Origin of the sequence: Aliagarivorans taiwanensis DSM 22990 (assembly GCF_000429505.1) — a bacterium.
Taxonomy (GTDB): domain Bacteria; phylum Pseudomonadota; class Gammaproteobacteria; order Enterobacterales; family Celerinatantimonadaceae; genus Aliagarivorans; species Aliagarivorans taiwanensis.
The window spans coordinates 1-26,781 of sequence record NZ_AUBZ01000025.1; the positions used below are offsets into that span (position 1 = coordinate 1).

Here is a 26,781-nt window from a genome sequence, read left to right on the forward strand (position 1 = left end):
TAAGAATGCGATAAAAACGGAGTTCTTGAAAGCCAGCATCAGGGCCAAAGTCGAGCACCCGTTTCGCATCATCAAATGCCAGTTTGGTTTCGTGAAAGCGCAGTACAAAGGCTTGATGAAAAACGATAACCAGCTAGCAATGTTATTCGCACTTGCCAACCTTGTTCGGGTTGACCAGATGTTAAGGAGCAAACAGCATCAGTGTGCCTAAAATCTGGGAGTAGCCCAGATAAAGGGCCTGAAACGGGCAAATTCGGCAGTTATTCGGCCACAATGATTCAAAATCTCGGAATCAGAAAATTCGAGAAAGAGAAAATGGTCGGTTTACGCGTACGAGTGGCTTGATCGCACCTTCCTAAGCGAGTGTCCCCGCGTAGGCGATAAGATCGGCCCAGCTAAGCTTGTTGCCATATTTCTTTTTAATCGGCCACAGCAGTCGGCGGGCTTTATCGAGGTTGGCGTTGTCTGGCCACGAGTTGAGCGGCGCAAAACGCAGGTTACCCGAGCCTGCACCACCACGGCCATCGGCAACACGGTAGGAGCCTGCAGCATGCCAAGTCATGCGGATCATCAGGCCGCCATAGTGGCCCCAATCTGCCGGCCACCAACTTTGGCTGTCAGTCATCAAGGCCTTTAGATCGGCTTTTAGCGCCGCCACATCCAACTGCTTGACCTGCTCCTGATAGTTAAAGTCGGCCCCCAAGGGGTTGGTCTTGCTATCGTGCTGGTGCAGGATGTCGAGGTTAAGGGTTTTTGGCCACCACTCGGTAACGGTCTTCTCATTGCTGGAGAGTGCTCCATGCATGAACGGGCATTTGCTTGCGGACATTTCTGGTAACTCCTGTTTGTAGGGGAGTGACGTAATCCAAGTCACCTGAACAGTATGGTTCTGGATATTCAATTAGATAAGTTGATTAAAAATATCACTACGATTGAGTAGCCCTATTAATTGACATTAAACAGTTTATGCTTTTGTTTTAACCACCTGTCAAATCTACAATAACACCGTAAAACGCCACCCCCTCAGTGATATGTGTCGTATTTTCGATTGAAACTAGATGTTTTGAGATAATGACCGCGTCATGAGTAACCACAAAGCACCTTTCATAGGTGCTTTTTGTTTAGTCGTGATCCCAACAAATTCATCTATCAACAAATTGAGGATTAGTGTCTACTCACACTGACAGATATAGCATCGACAACACCGACTACGTCGTCGGCCAGGACAATATTCAGAAATGGGGTCTGGATATCCACAACCCCGTGTTCGGCACCAGTGCCGCGCTGGTATTGTTCTTTGTCATTACCCTCCTGCTGGTCGATGCCAGCACCGCCAAATCAGCGCTCGACAGCATTAAATGGCAGATCATCGACCATTTTGATGGTTTGATCATGTGGTCTGCCAACCTCTTCTTGCTGTTTTGCATCGCCTTGGTTCTCTCGCCCTACGGCAAGATCCGCATCGGTGGCGACAAGGCAAAGCCCGAATACTCACGCAAGTCCTGGTTCTCCATGCTTTTTGCCGCGGGTATGGGCATTGGCTTGATCTTCTGGGGTGTTGCTGAGCCTTTGGCCTACTTCACCGGATGGTTTGAAACGCCACTGGGCGTTGAGGCTAATACGCCCGAGGCTGCTCGCTTGGCGCTAGGCGCCACCATGTTCCACTGGGGTTTACACCCATGGGCAGTCTACTCAGTCATGGCTTTATCTTTGGCCTTCTTTGCCTACAACAAAGGCCTGCCGCTTTCGATTCGCTCGGTGTTCTTCCCGATTCTCGGCGATCGAGCCTGGGGTTGGGCCGGCCACATCATCGATATCTTGGCCGTGCTGGCAACCTTGTTCGGTGTAGCCACCTCGCTGGGCTTGGGTGCCCAACAGGCATCGGCGGGTATCAGCCATGTATTTGGCCTTGAAGTGGGCATTGGCCTGCAATTGATTGTGGTCGCTTCGGTAACTGCTTTGGCAGTCATCTCCGTGGTACGTGGCATTGATGGCGGCGTAAAGGTGCTTAGTAATATCAACCTGATTGTGGCGTTTTTGCTGGTCGTCGTAGTGGCCCTGACCGCCATTGGCGTCGTGACTGGATCACTGTTTAACGCGCTGGGCGGCTATGTGGAGAACATGATCGCTCTGGCCGTTCCCCATGGCCGTGAAGACCAAGCCTGGATGCACGGCTGGACCGTGTTCTACTGGGCGTGGTGGATTTCTTGGTCGCCATGTGTCGGGATGTTTATCGCACGCGTATCGAAAGGACGCACCATCCGCGAGTTTGTTACCGCCACCTTGCTGATCCCAACCTTGGTGACCTTGCTGTGGATGTCGACCTTCGGCGGCATTGCCATCGATCAGGTGGTCAACGGTATCGGCGAGCTGGGCCGCAATGGCCTGACCGATGTGTCGCTGGCACTGTTCAGCCTGTACGAAGTGATGCCAATGAGCACTTTGCTGTCGCTGGTATCAGTACTGCTGATTCTGGTGTTCTTTGTGACCTCTTCAGATTCAGCCTCACTGGTCGTCGACAGCATTACCGCTGGCGGTAAGGTGAGCTTGCCAGTGCCGCAGCGTATCTTCTGGGCAGCCAGCCAAGGCCTTATCGCCTCGGTACTGTTGTGGGTAGGCGGCACTGAAGCCATTGAGGCCTTGCAAGCGGGCGCTATCTCCACTGCATTGCCATTCACCGTGATCCTGCTGGTAATGTGTGTCTGCCTGATTATGGGCATGCGCAGCGAATTCGCGGGACAATCACGCAGCATCGCGTATTCGTATCGCAGTAACGTGTAATTAATGGGGCCGCGTCCTATGCGGCCCTATTTGCCCCTCTTCAATTTTCAACCGCTCTACTTTACTTCCCGCTCCCGCAAAGGTTTGCCGCAAATTCAGCAGGTTAACGATGTTGGCGTATAATACTTAGATACTCGTCGACCAGCATTAGGTGTCAGGATGATACGAGCGTGGTTTTTTGTTGTTTGCCTCTGTACCAGCGATGCCCTTATCGCTCGGCAATTCACTACCGTAACCGATCAACTGGTTCACCCTTGGTCAATGGCGCTGGTTGGCGACCAACAAGCCTTAGTCACCGAACGTCGTGGCAAGCTGTGGCGGGTCGACTTGTCCGGCAACACTCGCCCCGTAGAGATTATCGGCCTGCCAGCCATCTATGCATCGGGCCAAGGCGGCCTGTTTGATGTACTCCCCGCCCACGACTTTGCCAGCAGCAAGCGACTATTTCTGAGTTATGCCGCAGGCAGCGCCAGTGCTAACGCGACTACCCTTGCCAGCGCCCGCTTGCAAGGCAACCAGCTTCGCGATGTCACCGTGCTGTTTCAGGTAAGCCCGATGAAATCTGGCGCCTATCACTTTGGCGGGCGGCTGGCGCAGCTTGACGATGGCACGCTGCTGCTCACCACCGGTGACGGCTATCACCTGATGCAGCAATCTCAGGAGCTCGACAACCACCTTGGGAAGTTAATCCGCATTCATCCCGACGGCAGCGTGCCCGACGATAACCCCTTCGTTAAGCGCTCAGACGCGCTGCCAGAGATCTACAGCTATGGCCACCGGAATCCGCAAGGGCTGACCGTCAGCGCCGATGGCCGCATTTTCCTGCATGAGCATGGCCCCAAAGGCGGTGACGAAGTTAATCTGATAGAGCCCGGCCTTAACTACGGCTGGCCGGCTATTACCTATGGTGTGGACTATTCCGGGGCGGAGATCAGCCCCCATCAGTCGCTGCCCGGCATGCAGCAACCACTGTTGCACTGGACCCCGTCCATCGCACCGTCAGGTCTGTGCTATCAACAGCAGGCTCTGTTTGTCGGCGCCTTAAAAGCGCGAAAGTTGCTCGAATTATCGCTGGAAGCGGGTAACATAGTGGCGCAACAGGAAATCGCTCTGCCGATCAACGAACGTATTCGCGATGTGCGCTGCTCCCCTAGCGGCGGACTGTATATTCTTACCGACAGTCCTAGCGGCGCGCTCTATAATCTGAGTCCTGAGGGATAGACAATGTTGAACATGGATCGTAGCACTAACCTGTTTATCGACGTCGAGTCTATGCATTGGCAAGAAAGCCCCCACCCGGGGGTACTGCGCAAGCCATTGGAGCGGGAGGCCGCCGAACACGGCTGGGTCACCAGCGTGGTTAAGTACCTGCCCGGCGCCAGTTTCCACGGTCACGAGCACCCCAAAGGGGAAGAAATACTGGTACTCGATGGCACCTTCTCCGATGAAAATGGCCACTACCCCGCCGGTAGTTATCTACGTAATCCACCCGGCAGTTCACATGTCCCATTTAGCGACCATGGCTGCGTGCTGTTCGTCAAACTCAATCAGATGCAGGCCAGCGATACCACCCAACTAGCACTTCCGCTGCTAGAACAAAGCTGGACCCAGCTGAGTGAAGGCGTTACCGAGCTGGAGCTATATACCCATAACGACGAGCGAGTTAGCCTGGTGTCGGTCGATGCCGGAGCCAGCCTCCCCCTTGCCGCACAAGATTTTGGCGAGGAGCTGTTTCTACTGAAGGGAAACATCAAGATCGGAGAGCGCTTTATGCGGGCGTTCAGCTGGATACGAATGGCCAGAGATCAAGTGGCCGGCCACGCCCAGCATGATTGCCTGCTTTGGCGTAAAACCGGCAGTTTAGGGCGCTATTTTACCGACGCGCCAACCTCTGCCTGAATCAAGGCCTGCTGCCGCTCGCGGGTGCTGTGCCATAGCAAGTAGTAACCTGCCAGCGCAGAGGCAAACGAACCGCCGAGAATCGCCAAGCGAGATTGCGACAAGGTTGCCGCCTCTACAAAGGCCAGTGAAGAGATAAATATCGACATGGTAAAGCCAATGCCACACAAGCTGGATGTGGCAAACAGCTGAGTGCGATTGGCGCCTTGTGGCAGCTCGGCAATCCCCAGTCTTACCGCCAGCATACTAAAGCAGAAGATACCCAATGGCTTCCCGAGGAATAGCCCTAGCATAATCCCTAAACTGATTGGACTGGCCAAGAAGCTCAGGCTCACGCCGCTAAGATCGACCCCGGCATTGACGAAGGCAAACACCGGCAGGATAAAGAAGTTGGAGAAGGGATAGAGGTATTGCTTCATATGCGCCAGTGGCGAGTCCCCCTCCCGGCCGTTCATCGGCATAAAGAAGCCCACCACCACACCAGCCAGCGTGGCGTGCAAGCCGGATTTCAGTACCGCAGTCCATAGCAGCAAGCCAAAGAATAGATAAGGCGTCAGGCCACTATAGCGACGACGATTCAGGATAAACAGCGCGCCCATGGCGACCACTGACCAACCCAGTGCAGCCATGGAGATCTTGCCACTATAGAACAAGGCAATGATTAAGATTGCTCCTAAATCATCGCTAATCGCCAGTGCCAGCAAAAACACTTTTAAACTGGTCGGCACCCGCTTGCCCAGCAGCATCATAATCCCCAAGGCGAAGGCAATATCGGTGGCTGCAGGCACTGCCCAGCCGTTTAGGAACTCGGGGCTATTGAGGGTAAACAGTACATAGATAGTGGCGGGTACCACCATCCCCCCCACCGCGGCAATAATGGGGAGCATTGCGCCTTGTAGCGACGACAAACTGCCATGGCAGATCTCTTCTTTTACCTCCAGGCCAATCACCAAGAAGAAGATGGCCATCAGGCCATCATTTACCCACAGCAACAGTGGCTTGTGGATATCAAACTCAGCGATACGAAACTGGATGGGAAGGTCGAGCAAGTCGAAGTAAAAAGGGCCGAGGATAAGGTCGTTGGCTAAGAACATGGCCATTGCGGCAGATAACATCAACAGCATTCCGCTAGCGGCGTCTTTTTTCAGTAGACGCTCGATATAGCCTGGCATAATTCCCTCTACTCATGCGTAAGTGCTTTCAAGTCAGTAAGTTATCACTAAGACCAAGGTAAAATTGTGAACTTGATCGCCTTCAAAAATTTCAGCCTTTAAATGTGACTTTTTGATGTTTAGGACAACGTGATGTCTATTTTTTGTCCGTTGATGTACTTGTTAGGTTATATCGTTGCTATACCCAAACAACCTCAAGATGCTTGTTCAGCGAGATTTTCCGGCCCCTCAGGCAAGGCACTGATCCGCCGATATAGTGGTCTAAATCAAGGAGCAGTAACGCAGCATGAGGGGCTGGAAAACTCGCCCTTCGGGAGGTGCTCAATGCTCATAGTTCTTCGTTGAAAACACTCGAAATGGGTCATCATTCCTTCGTATTTTCGCCTCGCCCTATGAGCATTGAGCTCCTCTGAATCCTGCATCTTGAGGTTGTTTGGGTATAAATTTATCAAAAAAGAAGGGAAGCATGTGAAATTACCTAGCGAATGGCTGTTTCGCAGCAAACTCGGCGATTCTGGCGTCTATTTGACTTTAATTTTCTGCATTTTCCTTAAAATGCCATGTTCTGCTAAATAGGCCGCGTAATCCGCTTTATTCCTCTAGCTCTGCTCAAAAGGCGACCAAACTCGCAGAGCATAGTGAGGCGCAGCCCTTAGTGAAAACTCACTTCTAGCCTGAGTAAATGTTCAATTCGGCGTACGGCAACAGATTTTTTCTTTACCTTTCGATAAGTCTTTGCTTTGTTTAATGGGTAGTTAAACAACGTTGCCGATAGATTTAACCTTTAACTTTTAACGAGTTGCGCGCCTGACTAATTAAGGTTTAGCGCTAGCAGTGTCGAGGGAATGGATGCCGCCCGCCGTAGATAACAGCTGTTACGTACAGTTCAAGAATGTTAAGAAAAGCTACGACCAACGTACCTTGGTGGTGGTCGACTTTACCCTCGATATCGCCAAAGGTGAGTTTGTGACTCTGCTTGGCCCTTCCGGCTCAGGCAAGACCACCTGTTTAATGATGCTGGCGGGTTTTGAAGATGTCAGCAGTGGCGAGATCTTGGTGGAAGGCCAACCCATCACCCATATAGCGCCCTACCACCGCAATATCGGCATGGTATTCCAGCACTATGCACTGTTCCCGCATATGACGGTAGAAGAAAACCTCGCCTATCCGCTCAAAGTGAGAAAGCTCCCAGATACCGAAGTCAAACGCCGGGTGGCCGACTCACTGGATTTGGTGGAGCTGAGCAACTTTGGCAAACGCTACCCGGGGCATTTGTCGGGTGGACAACGGCAGCGGGTGGCGCTGGCACGCTCACTGATTTTTGAGCCATCGATTGTGTTGATGGATGAGCCATTGGGCGCCCTCGACAAAAACCTGCGTGAGCAGATGCAATTTGAGATCAAACGTTTACACGAACAGCTCGGCTTTACGGCCATCTATGTTACCCATGACCAAACCGAAGCGCTGACCATGTCAGACCGGATTGCCGTATTCGATCAAGGTGTCGTGCAGCAATGCGCCAGTCCCGACCAACTGTATGAGCGCCCCAGCAACGCCTTTGTGGCCGACTTTATCGGCGAGAACAATCACCTGGCAGGCACCGTACTGCAGCGCAACAACGACTATACCGAGCTGCAGCTAAGCGATGGCAGTCGGGTCAAAGCCCTTACCGGCGATTGCCCAGAAGCAGGAGCAGCCTGTGTGCTGGCGGTGCGGCCAGAGAACCTGTTTATCGCCAGCGATAAGGTCGCCTTGGATAACCGCATCAATGCCACCTTTATTACCCAGCTCTACGTGGGCGACTTTATTCGCTACTTCTTCCAGCTGGAAGACAAGTCAGAAATCATGATTAAGCAGCTCAACGACCATCAGGCACCTAAGCTCAGCGCTGGTGCTGTTACCAGTCTAACGTGGTCCGTCAACGACGGGTTAGCACTTAACTTAAGTACAACCTAAACCAACAAGGGATAGCTCCCAGAGGAAGGAACAATGAAGACACGCGTCAGCTCCACCTTGCTCGTTGCCAGTTTGTTCAGTGCAACCACGCTGTTTAGTGCAGCAACTCACGCCGACTCACTCACTGCGGTTTCGTTTGGCGGTGCCTATGGTGCCACCCAGCAAAAGCACATGCTGGACCCGTTTATGGAAGCCACCGGCCACGAGATCCTGTTTGAGAATTACTCCGGCGGTATCGCTGAACTCAAAGCGCAAGTAGAGAGCGGTAACATCCTGTGGGACGTTATCGATGTGGAGGTAATCGACCTGGAGCGCGCCTGCTCGGAGGGGCTATTAGAGCCCTTCCCCATGGACACCCTGCCACCGGGTGACGATGGCACGCCCGCCATGGAAGACTTTTCTGAAGAAGCGCTGGCCAACGAATGCGGCGTGGGCAACATTGTTTGGACGGTACTGTTTGCCTATAACAATGACACCATCGGCAGCGGCAAGCCGATGAGCGTGGCCGATCTGTTCGACACCGAGAAGTTCCCGGGCAAACGCGCGCTGCGTAAACGCCCACAGGTGAACATGGAGTGGGCCCTGCTGGCCGACGGCGTGGCCAAAGATGAGGTGTATGCGCTGCTCGAAACCGACGAAGGCCAACAGCGCGCACTGGATAAGCTGGCATCGATTAAAGATGACATTATCTGGTTCGACAGCTGGTCACAGGCGCCACAACTGCTCAATGACGGCGGCGCAGTGATGGTGCAATCGGCCAATGGCCGGATCTTCGATGCCATTCAAAGCGAAGGCAAACCCTTTGAGATGGTGTGGGACGGCCACCTCTACGATCTCGACGTATGGGCGGTGGTAAAAGGCACCAAGAAGAAAGCCTTGGCGGAAGAGTTTGTCCGCTTTGCCACCGGCTCCAAACCGCTAAGTGGCATGCCAGACATCGCCTATGGCCCAACCCGCCAGTCGTCTTATGCCTATGTTGATCCAGAGATCATTCCTAAGCTGCCCTCCTCTCACCTTGATGAAGGTCTGAAAGCCTCCGGCGTTTTCTGGGCCGACTATGGCGAATCGCTGGGTGAGAAGTTCAACGAGTGGCTGCTTGAGTAAGCTGCAGTAAAAACCAAAGCGATAGGTAACTGACAATGCCAGCCCACTTAAGCATCAAGGAAATTGCCGACAGCCAAGCCCAGCTTCGCCGTAAGAAGCTGGTGCTGTTCGCCTTTACCTTGCCACTGTTGCTGTTTGTGATGCTGGCCTTTGTTGCGCCCATCGCGACGATGTTATATCGCAGCGTCTACCACCCCACGGTGGCGCAACTCATCCCGCAAACGCTAAAGCAAATGCAAGGCTGGGAGACACAATCGAACACGCTTCCCGACAACGACAGCCTGGTCACCTTTGCCTTAGAGCTAAAAAGCCTGGCGGCCGAGCGTCGCTCGGGCAAGCTGGCAGAAGAGATCAACCGGGTGTTTCCCGGTGCATCCAGCCTGATTAAATCCACCGCGCGCAAGCTCAAACGCCTTGATGAACAAGAGATAATTTCAAGCCAAGGCACTATCCTGCTCGACAGCCACAAGAAATGGCACAACCCCGCGCTGTGGCGCGCCATCGCCTCGGCCGGTGAAGTGTGGACCTCGCGCTACTACCTCACCGCATTAGACCTGCAGCTCAGCCCCGAGGGCGATATCGAGAGCCGCGACACCCGTATCTACCTCAAACTCTATTGGAAGAGTTTGCGCATCGCACTGCTGATCACCTTGCTAACCGCCGTGCTGGCCTTTCCTCTGAGCTACTTTCTGGCCAATGCCTCGTCGGCCAAGGCAAATACCTTGCTGGTGTTTGTGCTGTTGCCGTTTTGGACCTCGCTGCTGGTGCGCACCACCTCATGGATTGCCTTGCTGCAAACCAATGGCGTGGTCAACTCCACCTTAAAAGTGCTGGGGATTATTGACCAGCCGCTGGAGCTGCTCTACACCGAGTTCGCCACCGTTATCTCGATGACCCATATCCTGCTGCCGTTTATGGTGTTGCCGCTGTATAGCGTGATGAAGAATATCGACCCTTCGTATTTTAGGGCGGCGCTGTCGCTGGGCGCTAAACCGCTACCGGCCTTTGCCAAGATCTACTTCCCAATGACCCTGCCGGGCCTTAGTGCCGGTGCGTTATTGGTATTTATTATCTCGATTGGCTACTACATCACTCCGGCCCTAGTAGGCGGTACCGACGGGCAGATGATCTCCAACATCATCGCCTTCCATATGCAGTCTTCCAATAACTGGGAGCTAGCCGCGGCGCTGGGTAGTTTGCTGCTGGTGCTGATTTTGGCGCTGTATTGGCTGTACGACCGCATGGTCGGCGTAAACAACATCAAGCTGGGGTGACGATGGCCTTTCCTTCCTATTACAGCCCACTGCAAAAACTTGGCTCGCTGATGCTGTCAGCCAGCGCCTATCTGGTGCTTGCATTTTTGATTCTGCCGATTTTGGTGGTGATCCCACTGTCGTTTAACGCCGAGCCCTTCTTTAGCTTTACCCCGGGCATGTTGGCGCTGGAGCCCGATGCCTACTCGCTTAAGTGGTATCAACAGATCATCGAAGACGACAAGTGGCTACTGGCGATCAAGAACAGCTTTATTATTGGCTTCTTCGCCACCTTGATTGCCACCACCTTGGGCACCTTGGCCGCGATTGGCCTGAGTAACCCCAACATGCCGGCGCAGCGCTGGATTATGGCGGTGCTGCTGTCGCCGATGATCGTGCCGCTGATCATCACCGCCGCAGGGATGTTCTTTTTCTATACCCAGTTCAATCTGGCGGGCAGTTATTTGGGGGTGATCATCGCCCACGCCGCTTTGGGCACACCGTTTGTGATAATCACTGTTAATGCCGCACTGGCGGGGTTTGACTACTCGCTGGTACACGCCTCGCTAGGGCTTGGTGCTAAACCCGGCTATACCTTCTTTAAGGTGATTATGCCGCTGATCCGCCCCGGGGTGATCTCCGGTGCGTTGTTCGCCTTTGTCACCTCCTTCGATGAAGTGGTGGTAGTGCTGTTCTTAGCCGGGCCAGAGCAGCGCACCATTCCTCGACAGATGTTCTCGGGGCTGCGCGAGCAGATCAATCCCACTATTTTGGCAGTGGCTACCTTGCTGGTTATCGTCTCTGCTCTGTTGTTGCTCACGCTCGAATACCTACGCGCCCGCTCCGTGCGTATACGCCTTGGGACTCAATAGCCCTTCATCATAGAAGCAGTAGCTGGCAGATCCGTCTATCTCGGCTACGCTTAGTCCTCTTGACGTACACGGAGTAACACATGAAATACCTCAGCATTGTCCTTTTCACCGCATTCAGCCTTAACGCCTATGCTGGCGGCCTCTCGTCCTTGCTAGATTCAGCGGAAGAGACCCTTTCCCAGTCAGCGTCTAGCGGCTTGATATCGACCCTGACCGAGCAACTGGGCATCAGTTCCAGCCAAGCCAGTGGCGGCACGGCTGCGCTAGCCTCTTTGGCGACAAGCCGGCTAAGCGGTGAAGATGGCGATCTACTTGGTCAGCTATTGGGCGGTGGCGATGCCAGCAGCAGCCTACTTGGCGGCATTACCGATATGCCCGGCGTAGAGCAGGCCTTTTCAGCGCTTGGCCTGGATGTGGGCATGGTGCAGCAGTTTGTGCCGCTGATTATGGATTATTTAGGCAACAACGGTGGTGAGAGCCTGATTGGGCCGCTGGGCACTATTTGGGGCGACTAGCTCTCAGTTAGCTCCTCCAGCTCATTCTAAATGGCTAACACAAGGAGCTGTAAAAGCATTTTGCGGCCCTCTTTGCTCTGCACTTTGCTGCCCCATTTACTTTGCTCTTTGCTGTCTCATTTACTATCCAGTGGGGCAGCAACATTTTATCTCCTCGCGTAACGCATATCACACCAACATCACACCAACATCACCCATGATAACTGCGTGATGTAAATCACACTTTTACTTTCAGAAAAACCCTCTAATCGCGTATATTGCCTCATCCACAACTGTTTGAGCGATGGTAGTTGCCAACTCGTTTCGATCGCATGGAAGCTCCACAATCTCAATAGGATAAGTAAGAGAGTTGCATCCCTAGCTCAGTGCTTTCGCACGGAGATAAAACATGCGATTACTAAAACCCGCAAAGATAGGCCTGCTTTCGAGCGCGCTCTTGCTAGCTGCCTGCGGTAGCGACAATGCTACCGAACAGCAGGTGCCGCCAACTCTTGTTCGCACACAAACCGCCGAGGTGATTGAGCACTTCCCATCGACCAACTTCATTGGCCGTATCGAGTCCTATGATGATGTGACGATTCACGCTCAGGTAAGCGGTTATCTGATTTCGCGCCACTTCGAAGACGGACAACTGGTCAGCAAAGGCGATGTACTCTACGAAATCGACCCGATCCGTTACCAAGCTGCAGTTGCCCAAGCCCGCGCAGCCATCTCCCAAGCCAAAGCCAACCTGGTGAACGCCGAACTTAACTGGGAACGTGGTAAGTCACTGCTGGTGACCAAAGCGATCAGCCAAGCCAACTTCGATGGTATGACCGCAGATAAAGCCTCTGCTGAAGCCCAAGTTGAAGCGGCTAAGGCGCAGCTACGCGCCGCCGAAGTCGACCTTAAGAACGCCACCATCCGCGCGCCCTTCGATGGCCGTATTGGTCGCAGCCAAGTTGTTCCGGGTGATTTGATCAGCCCGAATGCCGCCCTGACGACCCTGGTTAGCATGGACCCAATCCGCGCCAGCTTTAACATGTCGGAGCGTGAGCGCCTGCGCTTGAAGATGGACAGCGCCGATAGCGCCAGTACCAGCAACGAGATCACCCTATTCCTAAGTGATGCCCAGACCTACTCCGAGATGGGTGAAGTTGACTTTGTCGGCAACCGTATCGATGTGCAAACCGGTACCCTCGCCATGAGTGCCCGCTTTGCTAACCCAGATTACCGTCTGCTGCCAGGCCAATACGTTGAGTTGCAACTTAGTGCTTTGCAAGCACAAAGCGCCGTAACCATCCCGCGCCGCGCAGTGCAAAGCGACCTGGAAGGCGAGTTCGTGCTAAGTGTCAACGACGAGCAAACCGTGGTGCGCCACAACATCGCCCTTGGCCCCGTAACTGAACAAGGCGCCACCATTCTCAGCGGCCTTGAAGGTGGCGAAGCCATCATCGTTTCAGGCCTGCAGCGTGCGCGCCCGGGCGCCAACGTCACCATTACTGAGCATATCGAGCAGCAGTAGGAGCGCAGATGTTAAGTCGTTTCTTTATCCAGCGCCCTAAGTTTGCGCTGGTTATCTCAATTCTGTTGACGCTAGCCGGTTTGGTAGCTGTCAACATTCTGCCGGTATCCCAATACCCGCAGATCAGCCCGCCATCGGTCGGCGTTACCGCCTACTTCACCGGTGCCAGCGCTGAAACGGTGGAAGAGTCGGTGGGTGAGATCATCGAGTCAGGCATCAACGGTGTGGAAAACATGCTGTATATGGACTCGAAGAGCTCCAACGACGGTGCCTATCGCCTCAACGTAACCTTTGATTTGGGCACCGATCCGGATATGGCACAGATCAACGTGCAAAACCGAGTAACTCAGATTGAATCGCAACTGCCTCCCGAGGTACAGCAAGTGGGCGTTAGCGTCTACAAGCGCTCCTCCGACTTCCTGATGGCACTAACCTTCTATTCGCCCAATGGCGAGTACTCGGACTCGTTTATCAGTAACTACCTGAGCCTGAACCTGGAAGATCAGCTCACCCGTATTCAAGGTGTGAGTGAGGCCTATGTACTGAGTGCCGCTAAGTACGCGATGCGTATCTGGATTAACCCGCAGAAGCTGGCCAACTACGGCCTGACCACCTCGGATATCCGTAACGCATTGCGCGAGCAAAACGCTCAGGTCGCGGTAGGTTCGATCGGTGCGCCGCCGAGCGATGCCCACAACGAAGTACAGTTTAACCTGCTGACCAAGGGCCGTCTGGAAACCGCAGAAGAGTTCGGTGACGTGGTACTGAATGCCCGCCCCGATGGCTCGGCGGTCTACCTTAAAGACGTAGCTCGCATCGAACTGGGTCAACAGGCCTATAACGTGTTTGGTGAGTTCTACGGCCAGCCGTCGGTGACGGTTATCATCAACAGCCAGAGTGACGCCAACGCCCTTAAAACCGGCGAAGCGATCTTCTCGCTGCTGGAGGATATGAGCAACACCAGCTTCCCCGAGCATCTGCGCTATGAAGCGGCCTACGACACTACCCTGTTTATTGAAGAGTCGGTAAGCAACGTACTGCGTACCTTGATTGAAGCGGTATTGCTGGTAATCGCGGTGACCTACCTGTTCTTGGGTAGCTTCCGTGCTACCTTGGTACCAGTAGTCGCCATTCCGGTATCGCTGGTTGGTACCTTTGCCTTTATGTTGGCCACCGGCTTCTCGATCAACACCATCACCCTGTTCGGTTTGATTCTGGCGATCGGTATTGTGGTGGATGATGCGATTCTGGTGATCGAAAACGTAGACGTGAAGATGGCGGCTAACCCTGATATCAGTCCCAAACTGGCAACCTTACGCGCCATGAAGGAAGTAACCGGGCCGATCATTTCCTCAACGCTAGTACTGCTGGCGGTGTTTATCCCAGTATCGTTGCTGCCTGGCATTACTGGGGTGATGTATCGCCAGTTCGCGATTACCATCTGTATTGCGGTTGTGATCTCTTCGATTAACGCCCTGACACTCTCCCCGGCAATCTGTTCACTGGTGCTTAAGCCCGGCGACAAGATGCATGCGCGCTGGTTTACCTACTTTAACCGCGGCCTGGATTGGGTCACCACCAACTACGGACGCGCTGCCGGCTTCCTGGTACGTAAAACGGTTTTCCTATTGGCCTTCTTTGTATTGGCTCTGGCTGCGGCGGGTTGGTTTAACAGCAACACCTCCACCGCCTTCGTACCGCAAGAAGACCAAGGCGTACTGATGGTGAACGTACAGCTACCTGATTCGGCGTCACTGGAACGTACCTACGAGGTGGTGAAAACTGCTGAGCAGCTACTGGTTCAAGAGCCGGGTATCGAGGTAGTGAGTGCGATTCCAGGTTACGGTCTACTGGCCGGTACCATGCAGTCCAACGCGGGTACTATGTTCGTTAAGCTGCGTCACTGGAACGAACGCAACGAGCTGGACGGCGACCACAGTGCTGATGCCATTGCCAACCGCTTCAACCAAGCGGCGTTTATGGCGATCCAAGATGCCATGGTGTTCGCCTTTGGACCGCCAGCGGTTCCGGGTATGGGCTCTGCCTCTGGTTTTGAGTTTGTGCTGCAAGACACCCGTGGTCGCTCGCGTAGTGAATTGGCTGAGGTGATGCGCGAAGTGGCAGCTGCCGCCAACCAAGCGCCAGAGATTACCAGTGCCTTCTCTACCTTCCGCGCCGACGTGCCGCACTTCTATCTGGACATCGACCGGGTGAAGGCGAAGCAGCTAGGCATTCCACTGACCGATATCTTCACCACCTTGCAAGGTAACCTCGGCTCCATCTACGTCAACGATTTCACCATCTTTGGCCGTAACTTCCGAGTCACCATGCAGGCAGAAGATCAATATCGCTCCAGCCTCGATAACCTTGGCCTGTTCCACGTTCGCGCGGGTAACGGCGATATGGTGCCACTGAGCACTCTGGTTAGCGTTGAGCAGGTATTCGCCCCTGACGTGGCTTGGCGTTACAACATGTTCCGTTCAGCTACCCTGCGCGGTGAAGCGGCACCAGGCTTCTCCTCCGGTGATGCCATCGCCGCCATGGAGCGTGTCGCCGAAGAGGTCCTGCCAAACGGTTACCAGTACGAGTGGACCGGTCTGGCCTATCAGGAAAAACTCTCGGGCAACCTGGCGATCTACGCTTTTGGTTTGGCACTGCTGTTTATCTACCTGTTTATGGTGGCGCAGTACGAAAGCTGGACCGTGCCTTTGGCGATTATTCTGGTGGTACCCGTTGCAACCCTTGGCTCGTTCTTAGCGCTGCACTTAGCAGGCTTCCCACTTAATCTGTATGCCCAGATCGGTCTGGTGCTGCTGATTGCGCTGGCGGCGAAGAATGCGATTCTTATCGTGGAATTCGCCCGTATGCGCCGGGAAGACAACGAAGACAGCATCGCTGATGCAGCAGTGAAAGGCGGTACCCTGCGTTTCCGCGCAGTGAACATGACCTCTTGGTCGTTCATCTTCGGTATGATCCCGATGATCTACGCCAACGGTGCAGGCTCGATGAGTCAGAACTCCTTGGGTGTATCGCTGGTCGGTGGTCTGCTGTGCGTACTGTTGGTTGGTACCTTCTTCATCCCAGGCTTCTACGCGATGATTCAGCGTCTGCGTGAGAAATTCCACGGCGGCTCAACCAAGTTGATCGAAGTGGTCGACGAAGACGAGTAAGCCCGCCTCTATAAGCTGTAAAAGCAAAAGGCCTTCGCATGCGAAGGCCTTTTTGCTTTGGTTTACGTGCAAGCGCTATTCTGCCGCAGCCACCGCTGGCGCAGGCTTAAGGTGACGCAAAATCAGATAGCCACAGCTTAGCCATACGCCGCAGGCCATAAAGAACAGCGCATACTCTTGCGGGCAGCCTGCTTTCAGACAAGTTAAATCGGTGTAAGGGAACAGCCCTAACGGAGTGAAGATATGGAAGAAGATCGCCCCGGAGATAATACCGAAGCCCAGCAGCGCACCATAAAAGCGGGTTGCTGCGCGCAGAATCAGGATGCTGGCCACTAGCTCGGCGCCACCAATCGCTAACTCGCCATACTGGCCGAACAGCTCTCCGACCACACCGAGGCCAATGCTGCTCATCCAGGCACCTACGGTTTGGAAGATGTAAACGGTGATATCAGCAGGTTCACCAAACAAACCTGCAAACTTGAAGAACAGGGATTGCAAGAAAACAAAAGCAACAAAGATGGAAAGTATCAGCGGAATGTATTTCTTCATTTTGATTCCCGTAACGTCTAGCAAGGTTAATGACTATATTAAAGATAGTAAGTTTTGCTGTTTCAGCTAATAAAAAGCCAGCATGACGCTGGCCTTTTATTAGAACGGGGAACTGGCAATTAACTTCGCAAAATCGCCAATACTTCTTCGGTTTTTTGCTCCATCAACGCGATATTTCCCCGCGACTCCACATTCAAGCGCACTACCGGCTCGGTGTTGGAGCTACGCAGATTAAAGCGCCAAGCGCCCTGCTCGTCGGCGAAGCACATGGAGATACCATCGGTATGGTCAATGTTGGCCGCCGCTTCTTGATAGGTGTTCAACACCCGCTCGATGGCCGCGTTGGGGTCTTCGAGGCGCGAGTTAATCTCGCCCGATGATGGGAACTGGCCGATCGCCTGCTCCACCATCGAAGCCAGCCCTTGGCCTTTCACCGACACCAATTCAGCAATCAGCAACCACGGGATCATCCCACTGTCGCAGTAGGCAAAATCCCGGAAGTAGTGGTGGGCGCTCATCTCGCCGCCGTAGATGGCATCTTCCTGGCGCATCCGCTCTTTGATAAAGGCATGGCCAGTTTTACTCATCACCGCCACACCGCCAGCTTGCTCCACCACCGCCTGAGTGTTCCAGGTCAGTCGTGGGTCATGGATGATCTTCGCCCCCGGCTGCTGCTGCAGAAATGCCTCAGCCAACAAGCCGACAATGTAGTAGCCCTCGATAAACTGGCCGTTTTCATCGAACAGGAAGCAGCGATCGAAGTCGCCATCCCAGGCAATCCCCAAATCAGCGCCATGCGCGAGAACCGCCTCAGAGGTGGCTGAGCGATTCTCCGGCAGTAGTGGATTCGGTATCCCGTTAGGGAAGCTGCCATCGGGCTCATGGTGCACCTTGATAAACTCAATCTGAGGCAGCTTCTGTTCCAGTGCGTCCACCACGTGCCCGGCAGCGCCATTACCCGCGTTCACCACGATTTTTAGCAGCTTAAGCTTGGCGACATCGATATAGCCGAGTAGATGCTCCACGTAGGCGTCTGTCAGGCTAAGCGATTGAAAACCTCCCGCCTGCTCGCAGTGGGCAAACTCGCCGCTCTCTGCCAGCGCCTTGATGTCATTCAGACCGGTATCGCCAGAAATGGGCTTGCTTTGCTCGCGCACCAGCTTCATGCCGTTGTAATCTATGGGGTTGTGCGAGGCGGTCACCTCTACCCCACCGGCAACATCAAGGTGCTTGGTAGCGAAGTAGATCTCTTCGGTGCCCACCATGCCGATATCAATAACATCCAAACCAGCATCCATAATGCCGCTGGCCAGCGCGCGTTTAAGCGGCTCTGAGGTTTCACGCACGTCCCCGCCAACCACCACGGCAGGCTTGGGATGTCCTTCTGCTTTAAGAAACTGTCCGGTCGCACGACCGATGCGATAGGCTACTTCATCGTTGAGCTGCTCACCGAGCTTGCCGCGGATGTCGTAGGCCTTAAAACAATCCATTGCCATCTTCATATTGCTACTTCATCCCTATTTCAGTCGGCCATAGCGGTCTTCAAAACGCACGATGTCGTCTTCACCCAAGTACGAGCCCGATTGCACCTCAATCAGCTCCAGTGGCACCTTGCCCGGGTTCTCCAACGCGTGAGTGACACCGATGGGGATGTAGGTAGATTGGTTTTCCGACACCAAGAACGTCTCGTCGCCATTGGTCACCATGGCGGTGCCCTTCACCACAATCCAGTGCTCGGCGCGGTGGTGGTGCATCTGTACCGATAGCTTTTCGCCGGGTTTCACCGTAATACGTTTCACCTGATAGCGGTGCCCCGCATCGATGGAGTCGTATTTACCCCACGGACGATAGACTTCGCGGTGGTTGAGGTGCTCGCCACGCCCAGCCTCTTTAAGCTGCTCGACGATCTTCTTCACCTTTTGCACTTCGCCTTTATTGGCGACCAGTACCGCGTCTTTGGTTTCCACCACTACCAGGTCGTTAACCCCCACAGTGGCAACTAATTTGTTCTCTGCCGATACGTAGCAGTTGTGGCTCTCGTGGCTTAGCACGTCGCCCTTAAACGAGTTGCCATCGTCGTCCTTGTCGGTGACATCCCACAGCGCCGACCAAGAGCCTACATCGTTCCACTGCGCATCCATGGGCACCACGACCACATCATCGCCTGCGGCGGATAGTGGCTCCATTACCGCATAGTCGATGGACTCGGCCGGGCAAGCGGCGAATGCCTCGCTATCGACCCGTACAAAATCCATATCAGGGGTGGTCTCAGCCATCGATGCCACGCAGGCCTGATGAATATCTTCTCGGAAGCGTTTCAGCTCATTCAAGTACACCGACGCACGGAACAAGAACATACCGCTGTTCCAGTAGTATTTGCCGCTCTTGAGGTAGGCTTCTGCGGTTTCCTTGTCGGGCTTCTCGACAAACTCTTTGACCTCGAAGGCATCGTTGGGCTGATCTGCGCCTTTATCGACAAATACCGGTTGGCCGGCATTGATATAGCCATAACCGGTCTCGGGTTGGTCGGGGACGATACCGAAGGTAACCAGTTTACCCTGCTCGGCAAACGGGATCGCTTTGCGCACCGACTGCTGGAAGGCCTGCTCGTCACGGATCACATGGTCGGCCGCCAAGATCAGCAGCAGAGGGTCGTCATCGGGATACAGGCACTGGGCCTCAAGCGCTGCCAGCGCAATAGCTGGTGCGGTGTTACGCCCTTCTGGCTCAAGGATGATCTTGTCCAGCTGGTTGATCGCCCGCAGTTGCTCTGCGGTGATAAAGCGATAATCTTCGTTACTCACCACCAGTGGCGGCTTGGTGGATAAGCCAAACAAGCGCTGCACGGTGGCTTGTAACATGCTTTGCTCGCCCACTAGGGGAATCAGTTGTTTGGGATAAAGAACGCGGGACAGTGGCCACAGTCTTGTGCCTGAGCCCCCTGCCATAATGACGGGTAGTAACATGAAACTCTCCTTGTTTACACGCATGCTAGCTTACAGCGAAAATCGGCGTCGCTGGTAGTGCTCCAGCCGCTTAACCTACATCCTTGTAGCGTTGTACTCTACGAGCACATCGCCGAAAATACTTGAACCAGATCACAAGTTATCACTCTATTGTGGCTCTTTGTAGAAAAAAACATCCACTTGAAACAATTTTAGCCACCTTGGACCAGCTTGCGCGCGGGAACGCCTAGCAATTGCTTTTGATGGCCGGTGAGGCGTAAAAACCGTTCGACCTGATAGGGAGAGAGCACCACAGTGGCAGTATTAACCAGCGGATGACACTGCAAGGCATGCTCATCAATGCGCTGCTCGGAACTAGCACCACGCCATAACTCTTCATCGATCCATAGCTCCACCTGACACTCACTATCGTTTATCAGTGCGAGCAACGATACGCAGCCGGGCTGCACACCCAGATACAGGGCCAAGCGCTCATCGGAGGCGAAACCCAGTCGCGACAGTTGCTGCTGTTTGGCTAAGGCTTTTAAGTCGACGAGTTTGTCTGCGGGCACCAACAACAGAAAATGGCGGCGGCCATAGTTATCTCTGAGAAACAGGTTTTTGATTCGCTGACCGGAGCGGTTGAGTTGATACTGCTCGGCGCAGCGCGCGGTGCTAAGCGCAGGATGCTCCGAGTATTCAAAATCGATCTGCTGCTCACGTAACCATGTGAGCAGCGAATCGTGGGTATATAGCGTTGAGTTCACTGAGGCAACTATATCAATCGTTTAGGCCAGTGATACTACCTCAAGCCAAGCGCTGCTTAAACGGCTTAAGCTGCTTTTGATAGAAGGCATTGAGCATAGCGCCAGCTAATAATGCAGTTGCCGCCCACACCAATAGGCTGATGGCGGCATGCTGATGATCGTGGCTTAAGGTAGGGACAATCTCCCAGCCGAAGTGCTCCACCAGCCAGTTAAGCAACAGCCCAAACAGTAGCGACACGCCAATGTCGCCCCCGAGATAGGCAGCAAGCGCGCGGTTGCCCAGCTCTTTTTTGACCAAGCCAATGGTGGCAATATTGGTGGCCGGGCCTGCCAACATAAACACCAGCACTGCGCCCGGTGAAATCCCAGCCAGCAAGAAGCCTGCAGCCACCGGGGTGGAAGCGGTGGCGCAGATGTACATCGGTACCCCAATCACCGCCATAATCAGCAAGGCTGCTGGCCCCTGCCCCCACTCGGTCAGCCACTGCTGCGGCACGTAGGTTTGTACGATGGCGGCAAAGAATAAGCCAATAAGCAACCAGCGGTAGGTATCTCCCACCATGTCCACGAAGGCATAGCGCAGCACTTGGCGAATACGCTCCACCAGACCTGGCGTTGTTGGCGCCTTCGCTTTTGAGCTACAACAGCCGCCGCTCGATGGTTTGGCAGCTGCTTTGTTTTCGCTAGCACAACAGCTGGTTGCCGGTGGCTCTGCGGTTACGACTTCCGGTTTTGACTTACTGCTACAGCAACTGCTCTCCGCCTTGACTGCGTCGACGTTAGAAGCAGTGGCCTTGCTGGCTGAGGCTTTAGAAGCGCAGCAACTCTTGCTTGCTGCAGTTGCCGCCGATGCAGCTTGTAGCTCACTATCCTCGCTTCGCCCAACTAATAGCCCGGCGCAGATTGCACTGGTAATCGCGGCAACTGGGCGTATCACCGCCATAACTGGCCCGAGCATCGCGTAAGAGACCGCCACCGAATCCACCCCGGTTTCCGGCGTGGCCACTAAAAAGGCGGTGGTCGCGTTTTTCGATGCACCAGCTCTGCGCAGCCCAAGGGCTGCCGGGATCACACCGCAGGAACACAGGGGCAGTGGCGCACCAATCAAGGCGGCGCGCACCGTGGTTTTTGCATCGGTGCCACCAAGCTTCGACGCCATTAAATCGGCCGGCACAAACTGTTTAATCAAGGCCGCAACGGTGTAGCCGAACACCAACCAGGGCGCGGCCACCACAAACAGGTCGAACAGGTTAGTCAACAAACTCATCGAGGGCCTCCAGAATCGCACAATGGGTGGCTAGCTCGTCACTACCGCAGCACGCCGCACTTAAATCACTGAGGGAGCGCTCAAAGGCCTGCAGCTCGGCAAGCTTCTCTTTCACCTTGGCCAGTTTGAGGTCGACGATGTCTTTTACTTCGCGACAGGTCGACTCTTCGGCATGGGCTTTAAGGTGCACCATCTCGCGCATATCGCTGTTGGACAAGCCCGCTTGCTTGCCGCGCAGCACAAAGCGAAGCTGTCGCTCGTGGAGCGAGTTGTAGTAGCGGTAGCCGTTGTCGGCCCGCTCCGCGGGGGCAATGATCCCTTCGCGTTCATAAAAACGCAGTGTGGCCTGACTGAGGCCAAGGCGTTTGGCGAGTTCACCTATTTGATACATCGTCGATCTCGGTGGATGGATAACAGCTTAAGGTTAAACCCTAAAGCAATGTTTAAGGTCAAGCCTATAGGTGCAATTAAATGCCACGAAAAATTCATCTCTCGCAAAGCATTTGGGTTAACCAATTAGATCTTGTCGGTTTGCCGCTGTAAGCCAGTTTGTTAGTAAAGTATCTAGCAGATGTAAACAACACCTGCAGATCAACTGGATTTTGAGTGTTCACTGTCACTTTTAACTAAGTTGACGCGCGATTGTGGTGAGTAAAAACTGGTCATTCCACTTCCCAATGTGGTAAAACACTTGCGATATTAGCTTACTAATTGATATTTCGGGCAATTTTTCCTCAATACAGATAGATTGCCCCTGCAAGGAAGCCACATGAAACTCTCAGTCGTCACACGCATTGTCGCCGGTTTCGCGATCCTGCTGCTTATGCTGGCAGCAATTGCAACCATGGCGCGACTCAATGTCCGCCAGCTGCAAGCGCAACTCAACATTACGGTGCAAGAGCTGGCCCCCATGGCCGAGCAAGCCAACCAGCTCAGTGGCTTGCTGCTCGATAGTGCCCGTCAGGTGAGCATTCACAGCGTTGCTAACGCCGCCGAGCAGCGCCGCTTTAGGGAGCAGCAGGTCGAGGTGGCCGCGCAAGGATTTCGCGAGCGTTTAAGCGCCTTGCAGAGCCTGGCCAGCAACTACCCACGAGTCACTGAGCAACTGCAACAGCTTGAGGCACCCATCCAGCACTTACAAGCAACAGCAGAGCACCAGCTCGCCTTGCGCGAGCAAGCGGTTCTGGCCGAGTCGCAGCAAGCCCAATTGCGCAGCGAGTTTAACAAACGTTGGGTATCGCTCATCGATGAACTGGGTTTCTTGTTCGACATGGTAGATGAGACCGATGAGTGGCTGATTACCGGCATAGAAAATGACGCGCGGTCTCTGTTAGCCCTAGCCGAGAAGCTATTCGTGATGCACGATCCAGCGCAGTTTGCCAATCAGATGCCGGTGCTGGAAGGCTATCGCGGGTCGCTTGAGCAAAAATACCAACAGCTACAGCAAAGCGACGCCGATACCGCGAGCGAGCTTAGCGCCAGCTTCGAGTTACTGGCAACCAGCTTCAGTGACCAAGGCAGCTTTGGCCTGCTAGCCACCCAGCAACAGCTGCAGCATCAGCAGCAGACTCAGCTGGAGCTGCTCAATCAACAGACCGACCAAGCGCTTGTGCAGTTAGAGCAGCTATCGCAGGCGATCAATGACATTATCACTCAGGCCTCAATAGACGCCCGCAAGTCGGCAAACCGCGCCACCTGGCGCACCGTCAGCGTTGCGGCCTTTGCACTGCTACTGTCGGTGGTCGTAATCGCCAGCATTGTTACCAGCATCCGCAAGCCCCTTAAATCGACTCTGACGGCGATTCAGCGCATGGCCAAGGGCGATTTCAGCCAAACACCGCAGGCCACCAGCCAAGACGAATTTGGCCAGATTGCACGTAACCTTTGCGAGCTTAATCTGCAAGTCAGTAAGATCATCAGCAACGTTAATCACCAAGCCAACTCGCTGGCGCAAAGCGCCCAGCAAGGTATGACCACCAGTCAACACACCCATCAACTCCTCTCCAGCCAACAGCAGCAAAGCCTGCAAGTAAGCGACGCGGTGGATGTTATGGAGCAAGGCGTTAGCGAAGTGGTTCATCAAGCCATCGAGAGTGAGCAATCCATTGAGCAGCTCGACCAGCTCACCCGACAGGGGCAAGATGCCGCTAAGGTCACTCTGCAAAGCAGTCAGGAACTGCAACAAGCCATGGACGATGCCAGCGCGCAGGTCCAGCAGGTTAAAGAGCAGAGCCTGGGCATCAATGCCATCGTCGATATGATCCGCGGCCTGTCCGAGCAAACCAACCTACTGGCCCTCAATGCTGCCATTGAGGCAGCACGGGCCGGCGAACAAGGTCGCGGTTTTGCGGTAGTGGCCGACGAAGTGAGAACGCTGGCCGCCAGCAGCCAGGCCTCCACCGATGACATCCTCGAAGTGGTCGAGGGCTTACAAAAAGGCGCCCAATCAGCCATGGATCTTATGCAACAGGGCGAGACGCTGGTACAGAGCTGTATGGTCAGCGCCCAACAAAGCGAAGCGCAGTTGCTGGAAGTAGCCAAGTTGTTGGCTAGCGTTCGAAGCCATAGCGTGGATATTGCTGCCAACGCCAAAGAGAAGCATCAGGTAGCGGTGAATGTTAGCAAGCACGTGAAAACCATTGTCGAACTGGGAGAGCAGGCGGGCTTCGATGCCAATCGCAACCTCGATGTGAGCGAGTCGCTGCAGCGCCAATCCCAAGAGCAGCTCGAAGCCTTGGCGGGCTTTAAGCTTTAAGCGCCATGTTTGAAACGAATGTTGATACGCGTGTTGAAACGCATATACGGAAACGCCCGAGCTTATTAGTCTCGGGCGCTTCTTCTGACAAAGAGTGACGGGCTTAGCCGGCGGCTCAACGTGTCATATGGAGTATGGGAAAGGGTTTGCCCATATCATCAAGCGGCGAGCGCGATACCACATGGAAGCCCATGTGCTGGTAGAACGCGACCGCCTCAGGGTTTTGCTCATTTACATCCACCTTATTCACACTCAGCTCAGCCACAGCAAAGTTCAGCAGTGCGCTGCCTATCCCTTTGCCTCTGGCTGAATCGAGTACGAACAGCATCTCTACCTTGCCGCCTTGGCAGCCGATAAAGCCTTCAATCGCACCAGCGCTTGTCTTAACGCAATGCAGTGCCACATTCGGGAAGCCGTGTTCGATAATCAGCGGTTTAAAAAACGCAATATCGTCTTCTGTGATAAAGGTGTGAGTCGCCCGGACTGAATCTTCCCACACCGCCAACAGCTCGGCGTATTCGTGTGGAAATGCTGGTTCAACATGCATAATGACTACTCTTGTTGTTCTGCAATCCAGTTAGGGGCGCGCAGTATAGCAATAGCCGTAAGCCCCTTCAACGCGGGGGCTGCATGCTTATTAAGGGCAATAGGGCGGGCAATTGAAGTTCACCGCATATCCGGTAAACTAGCGCTTTTTCATCGGATGAGCCGACCTATCACTATGGAACTTAGCGATTTTTTACAGCAGCTGGCGAGCGCGCCAGAAGCCATTGCCTTTAGCCAAACCATGGCCGTGATTGACCAACACTATGACTTTGAGGCGACGGCCTTTGCTAACGGTGCCCAGCAAAACGCTGCCGGAGAAAACAATGGCTCATGTAAAATACTGGCCTTCGCCGAGCTGCATCAGCTAAGCCCCGCGCAAACCCTACACCTGTTCGGTGACTACTACCGCAAAGATGTGCTCGCGAACCCGCAAGGGAGTGATCATCAAAACATCCGCCAGTTTATGCAACATGGCTGGGACGGCGTAAGTTTCGACAGCACGCCGCTAAGCGCTATGGCTTAAACGGCTATCAGCGAGGCTACGCTAGGGCACCTCTTCAGGCCTTAGCAGCACATAACGAGAGCCATCAAAAGCCAGATAGAAGTCAATCCCCGCTTCAGTGGGGATCACCATCACTTGCTCAGCCAGTTGTCGGTAACGCTGCTCGCTGAGCATATCGGCGACCACCTCTTTACCGGCGTTTGATAAGCCCAAGCTCGCCCCATGGAAATCCCATTGGCAGGAGTAAAGCAAGTGCATGGTCTCATTGTCACCGGCAACGACCAGCAGCATGTCGCTGGCGCGCTCTAGCAGGCAAGACGAATCGGCCGTTGCCGAATACTCAAGCACTTCACCATTGGTGATATCAAAGCGCTCGGCAACCATAAAGATATTGGATTTTAGATTGCGATCGAGGGCGACAGAACGAGATTGAATCAGGTTAACGATGGCAACGTTCGCCCTGCCCACCCCGAAATTAGTCACATCATCCTCATCGGGGCTCTCATTGGCTGGGGCTGGCTCGGGTGATGGCTCAGATGTTTGCTCAGATGAGTGCGAAGGGGCGGTCTCTGCAGCAGCTTGACCAGTGAAGCTATCACTATCAGGGCTTGGTACAGCGGGCTTCGCCTGTTCTAGCACAGCACTTTGCTTAGCGGCATCGCTCTCTTTCCAAAATCCGTGATAGACAACAAAGCCCAACAGATAGACAAGGACCAACAGTGAGAAAATCGACGGTTTTTTCATAGTGCCCCCATTAGGTAAGCGGCCCCCCAGAGCACAGATATCCCCCCAGCACTCATCACAGCCAACACGACAAATGCGCGCTGACTGCACAGTGACATAAGCGAGGCTTGTTCAGGCTTGCGAGGGTTCACCCAGACCGCAACACGGGCACCGGCCGGATACTGCTCGTGTAAGGCTTGAGCGCTATCGAGCTCACGTTGAGTATTGTGAAACGGGTAAGCGATACGCTGGCCTTGGTAGCTGCGGCCAGCAAACAGATAGCGATAGCGTAGCTGATTGCGATATATATAGCTGTCGGGGAGGCGCTCATGGACCACCTCAGAGTGCTCGATAACCGCTTCGCTCGCCGTCCAGTCCATCACGCTGCGCAGCTTGTACAAGCTCCAGAAAACAAACAGTGTGCTCGCCACTAATCCTATCAACATGCCCTGCCCTCCATACATCTTCTTAACTGGCTGGGGTAAATCGTAAGCGTATGAT

23 protein-coding genes and 1 pseudogene are annotated in these 26,781 nt (G+C 54.1%); 13 read left to right on the top strand and 11 right to left on the bottom strand.

Annotated elements, in window-relative coordinates; genetic code table 11:
- Positions 1-211: transposase (locus G462_RS22755; protein ID WP_035477687.1), on the top strand; the 211-nt coding region annotated here is incomplete at its 5' end.
- Between the two features lie 147 nt (positions 212-358).
- On the opposite strand, the pseudogene G462_RS0112785 reads toward G462_RS22755, so the two are convergent.
- A pseudogene (locus G462_RS0112785) lies at positions 359-829 on the bottom strand (peroxidase family protein); the annotation flags it as partial.
- A 338-nt stretch (positions 830-1,167) separates the two neighbouring features.
- Between G462_RS0112785 and G462_RS0112790 the strand changes: the two are divergent.
- From G462_RS0112790 to G462_RS22760, 3 genes are all read left to right on the top strand, one after another.
- Entirely contained in the window at positions 1,168-2,781 is a 1,614-nt protein-coding gene (locus G462_RS0112790; RefSeq protein ID WP_026959338.1) for a BCCT family transporter, read from the top strand.
- A 159-nt stretch (positions 2,782-2,940) separates the two neighbouring features.
- Entirely contained in the window at positions 2,941-4,002 is a 1,062-nt protein-coding gene (locus G462_RS0112795) for a PQQ-dependent sugar dehydrogenase (RefSeq protein WP_026959339.1), read from the top strand.
- A 12-nt stretch (positions 4,003-4,014) separates the two neighbouring features.
- Positions 4,015-4,680 (top strand): cupin domain-containing protein, encoded by a 666-nt coding sequence (locus tag G462_RS22760; RefSeq protein WP_425393732.1) that lies wholly within the window; start codon positions 4,015-4,017, stop codon positions 4,678-4,680.
- Here G462_RS22760 and nhaA read toward each other — a convergent pair.
- On the bottom strand, positions 4,650-5,852 hold the full coding sequence (gene nhaA / locus G462_RS0112805) for a Na+/H+ antiporter NhaA (RefSeq protein ID WP_026959340.1): 1,203 nt from the start codon (positions 5,850-5,852) through the stop codon (positions 4,650-4,652). The two genes, G462_RS22760 and nhaA, sit on opposite strands and share 31 nt — an antisense overlap.
- 849 nt (positions 5,853-6,701) lie before the next feature.
- On the opposite strand from nhaA, the gene G462_RS0112810 reads away from it, so the two are divergent.
- The 7 genes from G462_RS0112810 (at position 6,702) to G462_RS0112840 (ending at position 16,226) form a co-directional block, all read left to right on the top strand.
- Positions 6,702-7,808 (top strand): ABC transporter ATP-binding protein, encoded by a 1,107-nt coding sequence (locus tag G462_RS0112810; RefSeq protein ID WP_026959341.1) that lies wholly within the window; start codon positions 6,702-6,704, stop codon positions 7,806-7,808.
- 33 nt (positions 7,809-7,841) lie between these two features.
- Positions 7,842-8,912, top strand: a complete 1,071-nt coding sequence (locus G462_RS0112815; RefSeq protein ID WP_026959342.1) for an ABC transporter substrate-binding protein — start codon at positions 7,842-7,844, stop codon at positions 8,910-8,912.
- A 35-nt stretch (positions 8,913-8,947) separates the two neighbouring features.
- Positions 8,948-10,186, top strand: a complete 1,239-nt coding sequence (locus G462_RS0112820) for an ABC transporter permease (protein WP_035477689.1) — start codon at positions 8,948-8,950, stop codon at positions 10,184-10,186.
- 2 nt (positions 10,187-10,188) lie between these two features.
- Positions 10,189-11,037, top strand: coding sequence for an ABC transporter permease (locus G462_RS0112825; RefSeq protein WP_026959344.1), 849 nt, complete (start codon positions 10,189-10,191; stop codon positions 11,035-11,037).
- 80 nt (positions 11,038-11,117) lie between these two features.
- Positions 11,118-11,552, top strand: a complete 435-nt coding sequence (locus G462_RS0112830) for a DUF2780 domain-containing protein (protein ID WP_026959345.1) — start codon at positions 11,118-11,120, stop codon at positions 11,550-11,552.
- A 388-nt stretch (positions 11,553-11,940) separates the two neighbouring features.
- On the top strand, positions 11,941-13,056 hold the full coding sequence (locus tag G462_RS0112835) for an efflux RND transporter periplasmic adaptor subunit (RefSeq protein ID WP_026959346.1): 1,116 nt from the start codon (positions 11,941-11,943) through the stop codon (positions 13,054-13,056).
- A gap of 8 nt (positions 13,057-13,064) precedes the next feature.
- Entirely contained in the window at positions 13,065-16,226 is a 3,162-nt protein-coding gene (locus G462_RS0112840) for an efflux RND transporter permease subunit (RefSeq protein WP_026959347.1), read from the top strand.
- Between the two features lie 75 nt (positions 16,227-16,301).
- Here the strand turns inward: G462_RS0112840 and G462_RS0112845 are convergent, their stop codons facing one another.
- The 6 genes from G462_RS0112845 to zntR all read right to left on the bottom strand — a co-directional run bounded on the left by G462_RS0112845 (position 16,302) and on the right by zntR (position 22,145).
- Positions 16,302-16,775, bottom strand: a complete 474-nt coding sequence (locus G462_RS0112845) for a hypothetical protein (RefSeq protein WP_026959348.1) — start codon at positions 16,773-16,775, stop codon at positions 16,302-16,304.
- A 119-nt stretch (positions 16,776-16,894) separates the two neighbouring features.
- Positions 16,895-18,277 carry a phosphohexomutase domain-containing protein gene (locus G462_RS0112850; RefSeq protein ID WP_026959349.1) on the bottom strand — a complete coding sequence of 461 codons (1,383 nt, stop codon included), beginning with the start codon at positions 18,275-18,277 and terminating at the stop codon, positions 16,895-16,897.
- Positions 18,278-18,292: 15 nt separating this feature from the next.
- Positions 18,293-19,741: a mannose-1-phosphate guanylyltransferase/mannose-6-phosphate isomerase gene (locus G462_RS0112855; RefSeq protein ID WP_026959350.1), complete on the bottom strand. Its 1,449-nt coding sequence runs from the start codon at positions 19,739-19,741 to the stop codon at positions 18,293-18,295.
- A gap of 191 nt (positions 19,742-19,932) precedes the next feature.
- Positions 19,933-20,487 carry a prolyl-tRNA synthetase associated domain-containing protein gene (locus G462_RS0112860; RefSeq protein ID WP_245579566.1) on the bottom strand — a complete coding sequence of 185 codons (555 nt, stop codon included), beginning with the start codon at positions 20,485-20,487 and terminating at the stop codon, positions 19,933-19,935.
- A gap of 40 nt (positions 20,488-20,527) precedes the next feature.
- Positions 20,528-21,754 carry an SO_0444 family Cu/Zn efflux transporter gene (locus G462_RS0112865; RefSeq protein WP_026959352.1) on the bottom strand — a complete coding sequence of 409 codons (1,227 nt, stop codon included), beginning with the start codon at positions 21,752-21,754 and terminating at the stop codon, positions 20,528-20,530.
- Entirely contained in the window at positions 21,738-22,145 is a 408-nt protein-coding gene (zntR, locus tag G462_RS0112870; RefSeq protein ID WP_026959353.1) for a Zn(2+)-responsive transcriptional regulator, read from the bottom strand. Before zntR ends, G462_RS0112865 begins: the two co-directional genes overlap by 17 nt.
- 378 nt (positions 22,146-22,523) lie before the next feature.
- On the opposite strand from zntR, the gene G462_RS0112875 reads away from it, so the two are divergent.
- Positions 22,524-24,509: a methyl-accepting chemotaxis protein gene (locus tag G462_RS0112875; RefSeq protein WP_026959354.1), complete on the top strand. Its 1,986-nt coding sequence runs from the start codon at positions 22,524-22,526 to the stop codon at positions 24,507-24,509.
- A gap of 115 nt (positions 24,510-24,624) precedes the next feature.
- On the opposite strand, the gene G462_RS0112880 is transcribed toward G462_RS0112875, so the two are convergent.
- On the bottom strand, positions 24,625-25,056 hold the full coding sequence (locus G462_RS0112880; protein ID WP_026959355.1) for a GNAT family N-acetyltransferase: 432 nt from the start codon (positions 25,054-25,056) through the stop codon (positions 24,625-24,627).
- Between the two features lie 174 nt (positions 25,057-25,230).
- Between G462_RS0112880 and G462_RS0112885 the strand changes: the two genes are divergently transcribed.
- Positions 25,231-25,578, top strand: coding sequence for a HopJ type III effector protein (locus G462_RS0112885; protein WP_026959356.1), 348 nt, complete (start codon positions 25,231-25,233; stop codon positions 25,576-25,578).
- Positions 25,579-25,599: 21 nt separating this feature from the next.
- On the opposite strand, the gene G462_RS0112890 is transcribed toward G462_RS0112885, so the two are convergent.
- Positions 25,600-26,301 (bottom strand): hypothetical protein, encoded by a 702-nt coding sequence (locus G462_RS0112890; protein ID WP_026959357.1) that lies wholly within the window; start codon positions 26,299-26,301, stop codon positions 25,600-25,602.
- On the bottom strand, positions 26,298-26,726 hold the full coding sequence (locus tag G462_RS0112895; protein ID WP_026959358.1) for a DUF3592 domain-containing protein: 429 nt from the start codon (positions 26,724-26,726) through the stop codon (positions 26,298-26,300). Before G462_RS0112895 ends, G462_RS0112890 begins: the two co-directional genes overlap by 4 nt.
- Between the last annotated feature and the right edge of the window lie 55 nt (positions 26,727-26,781).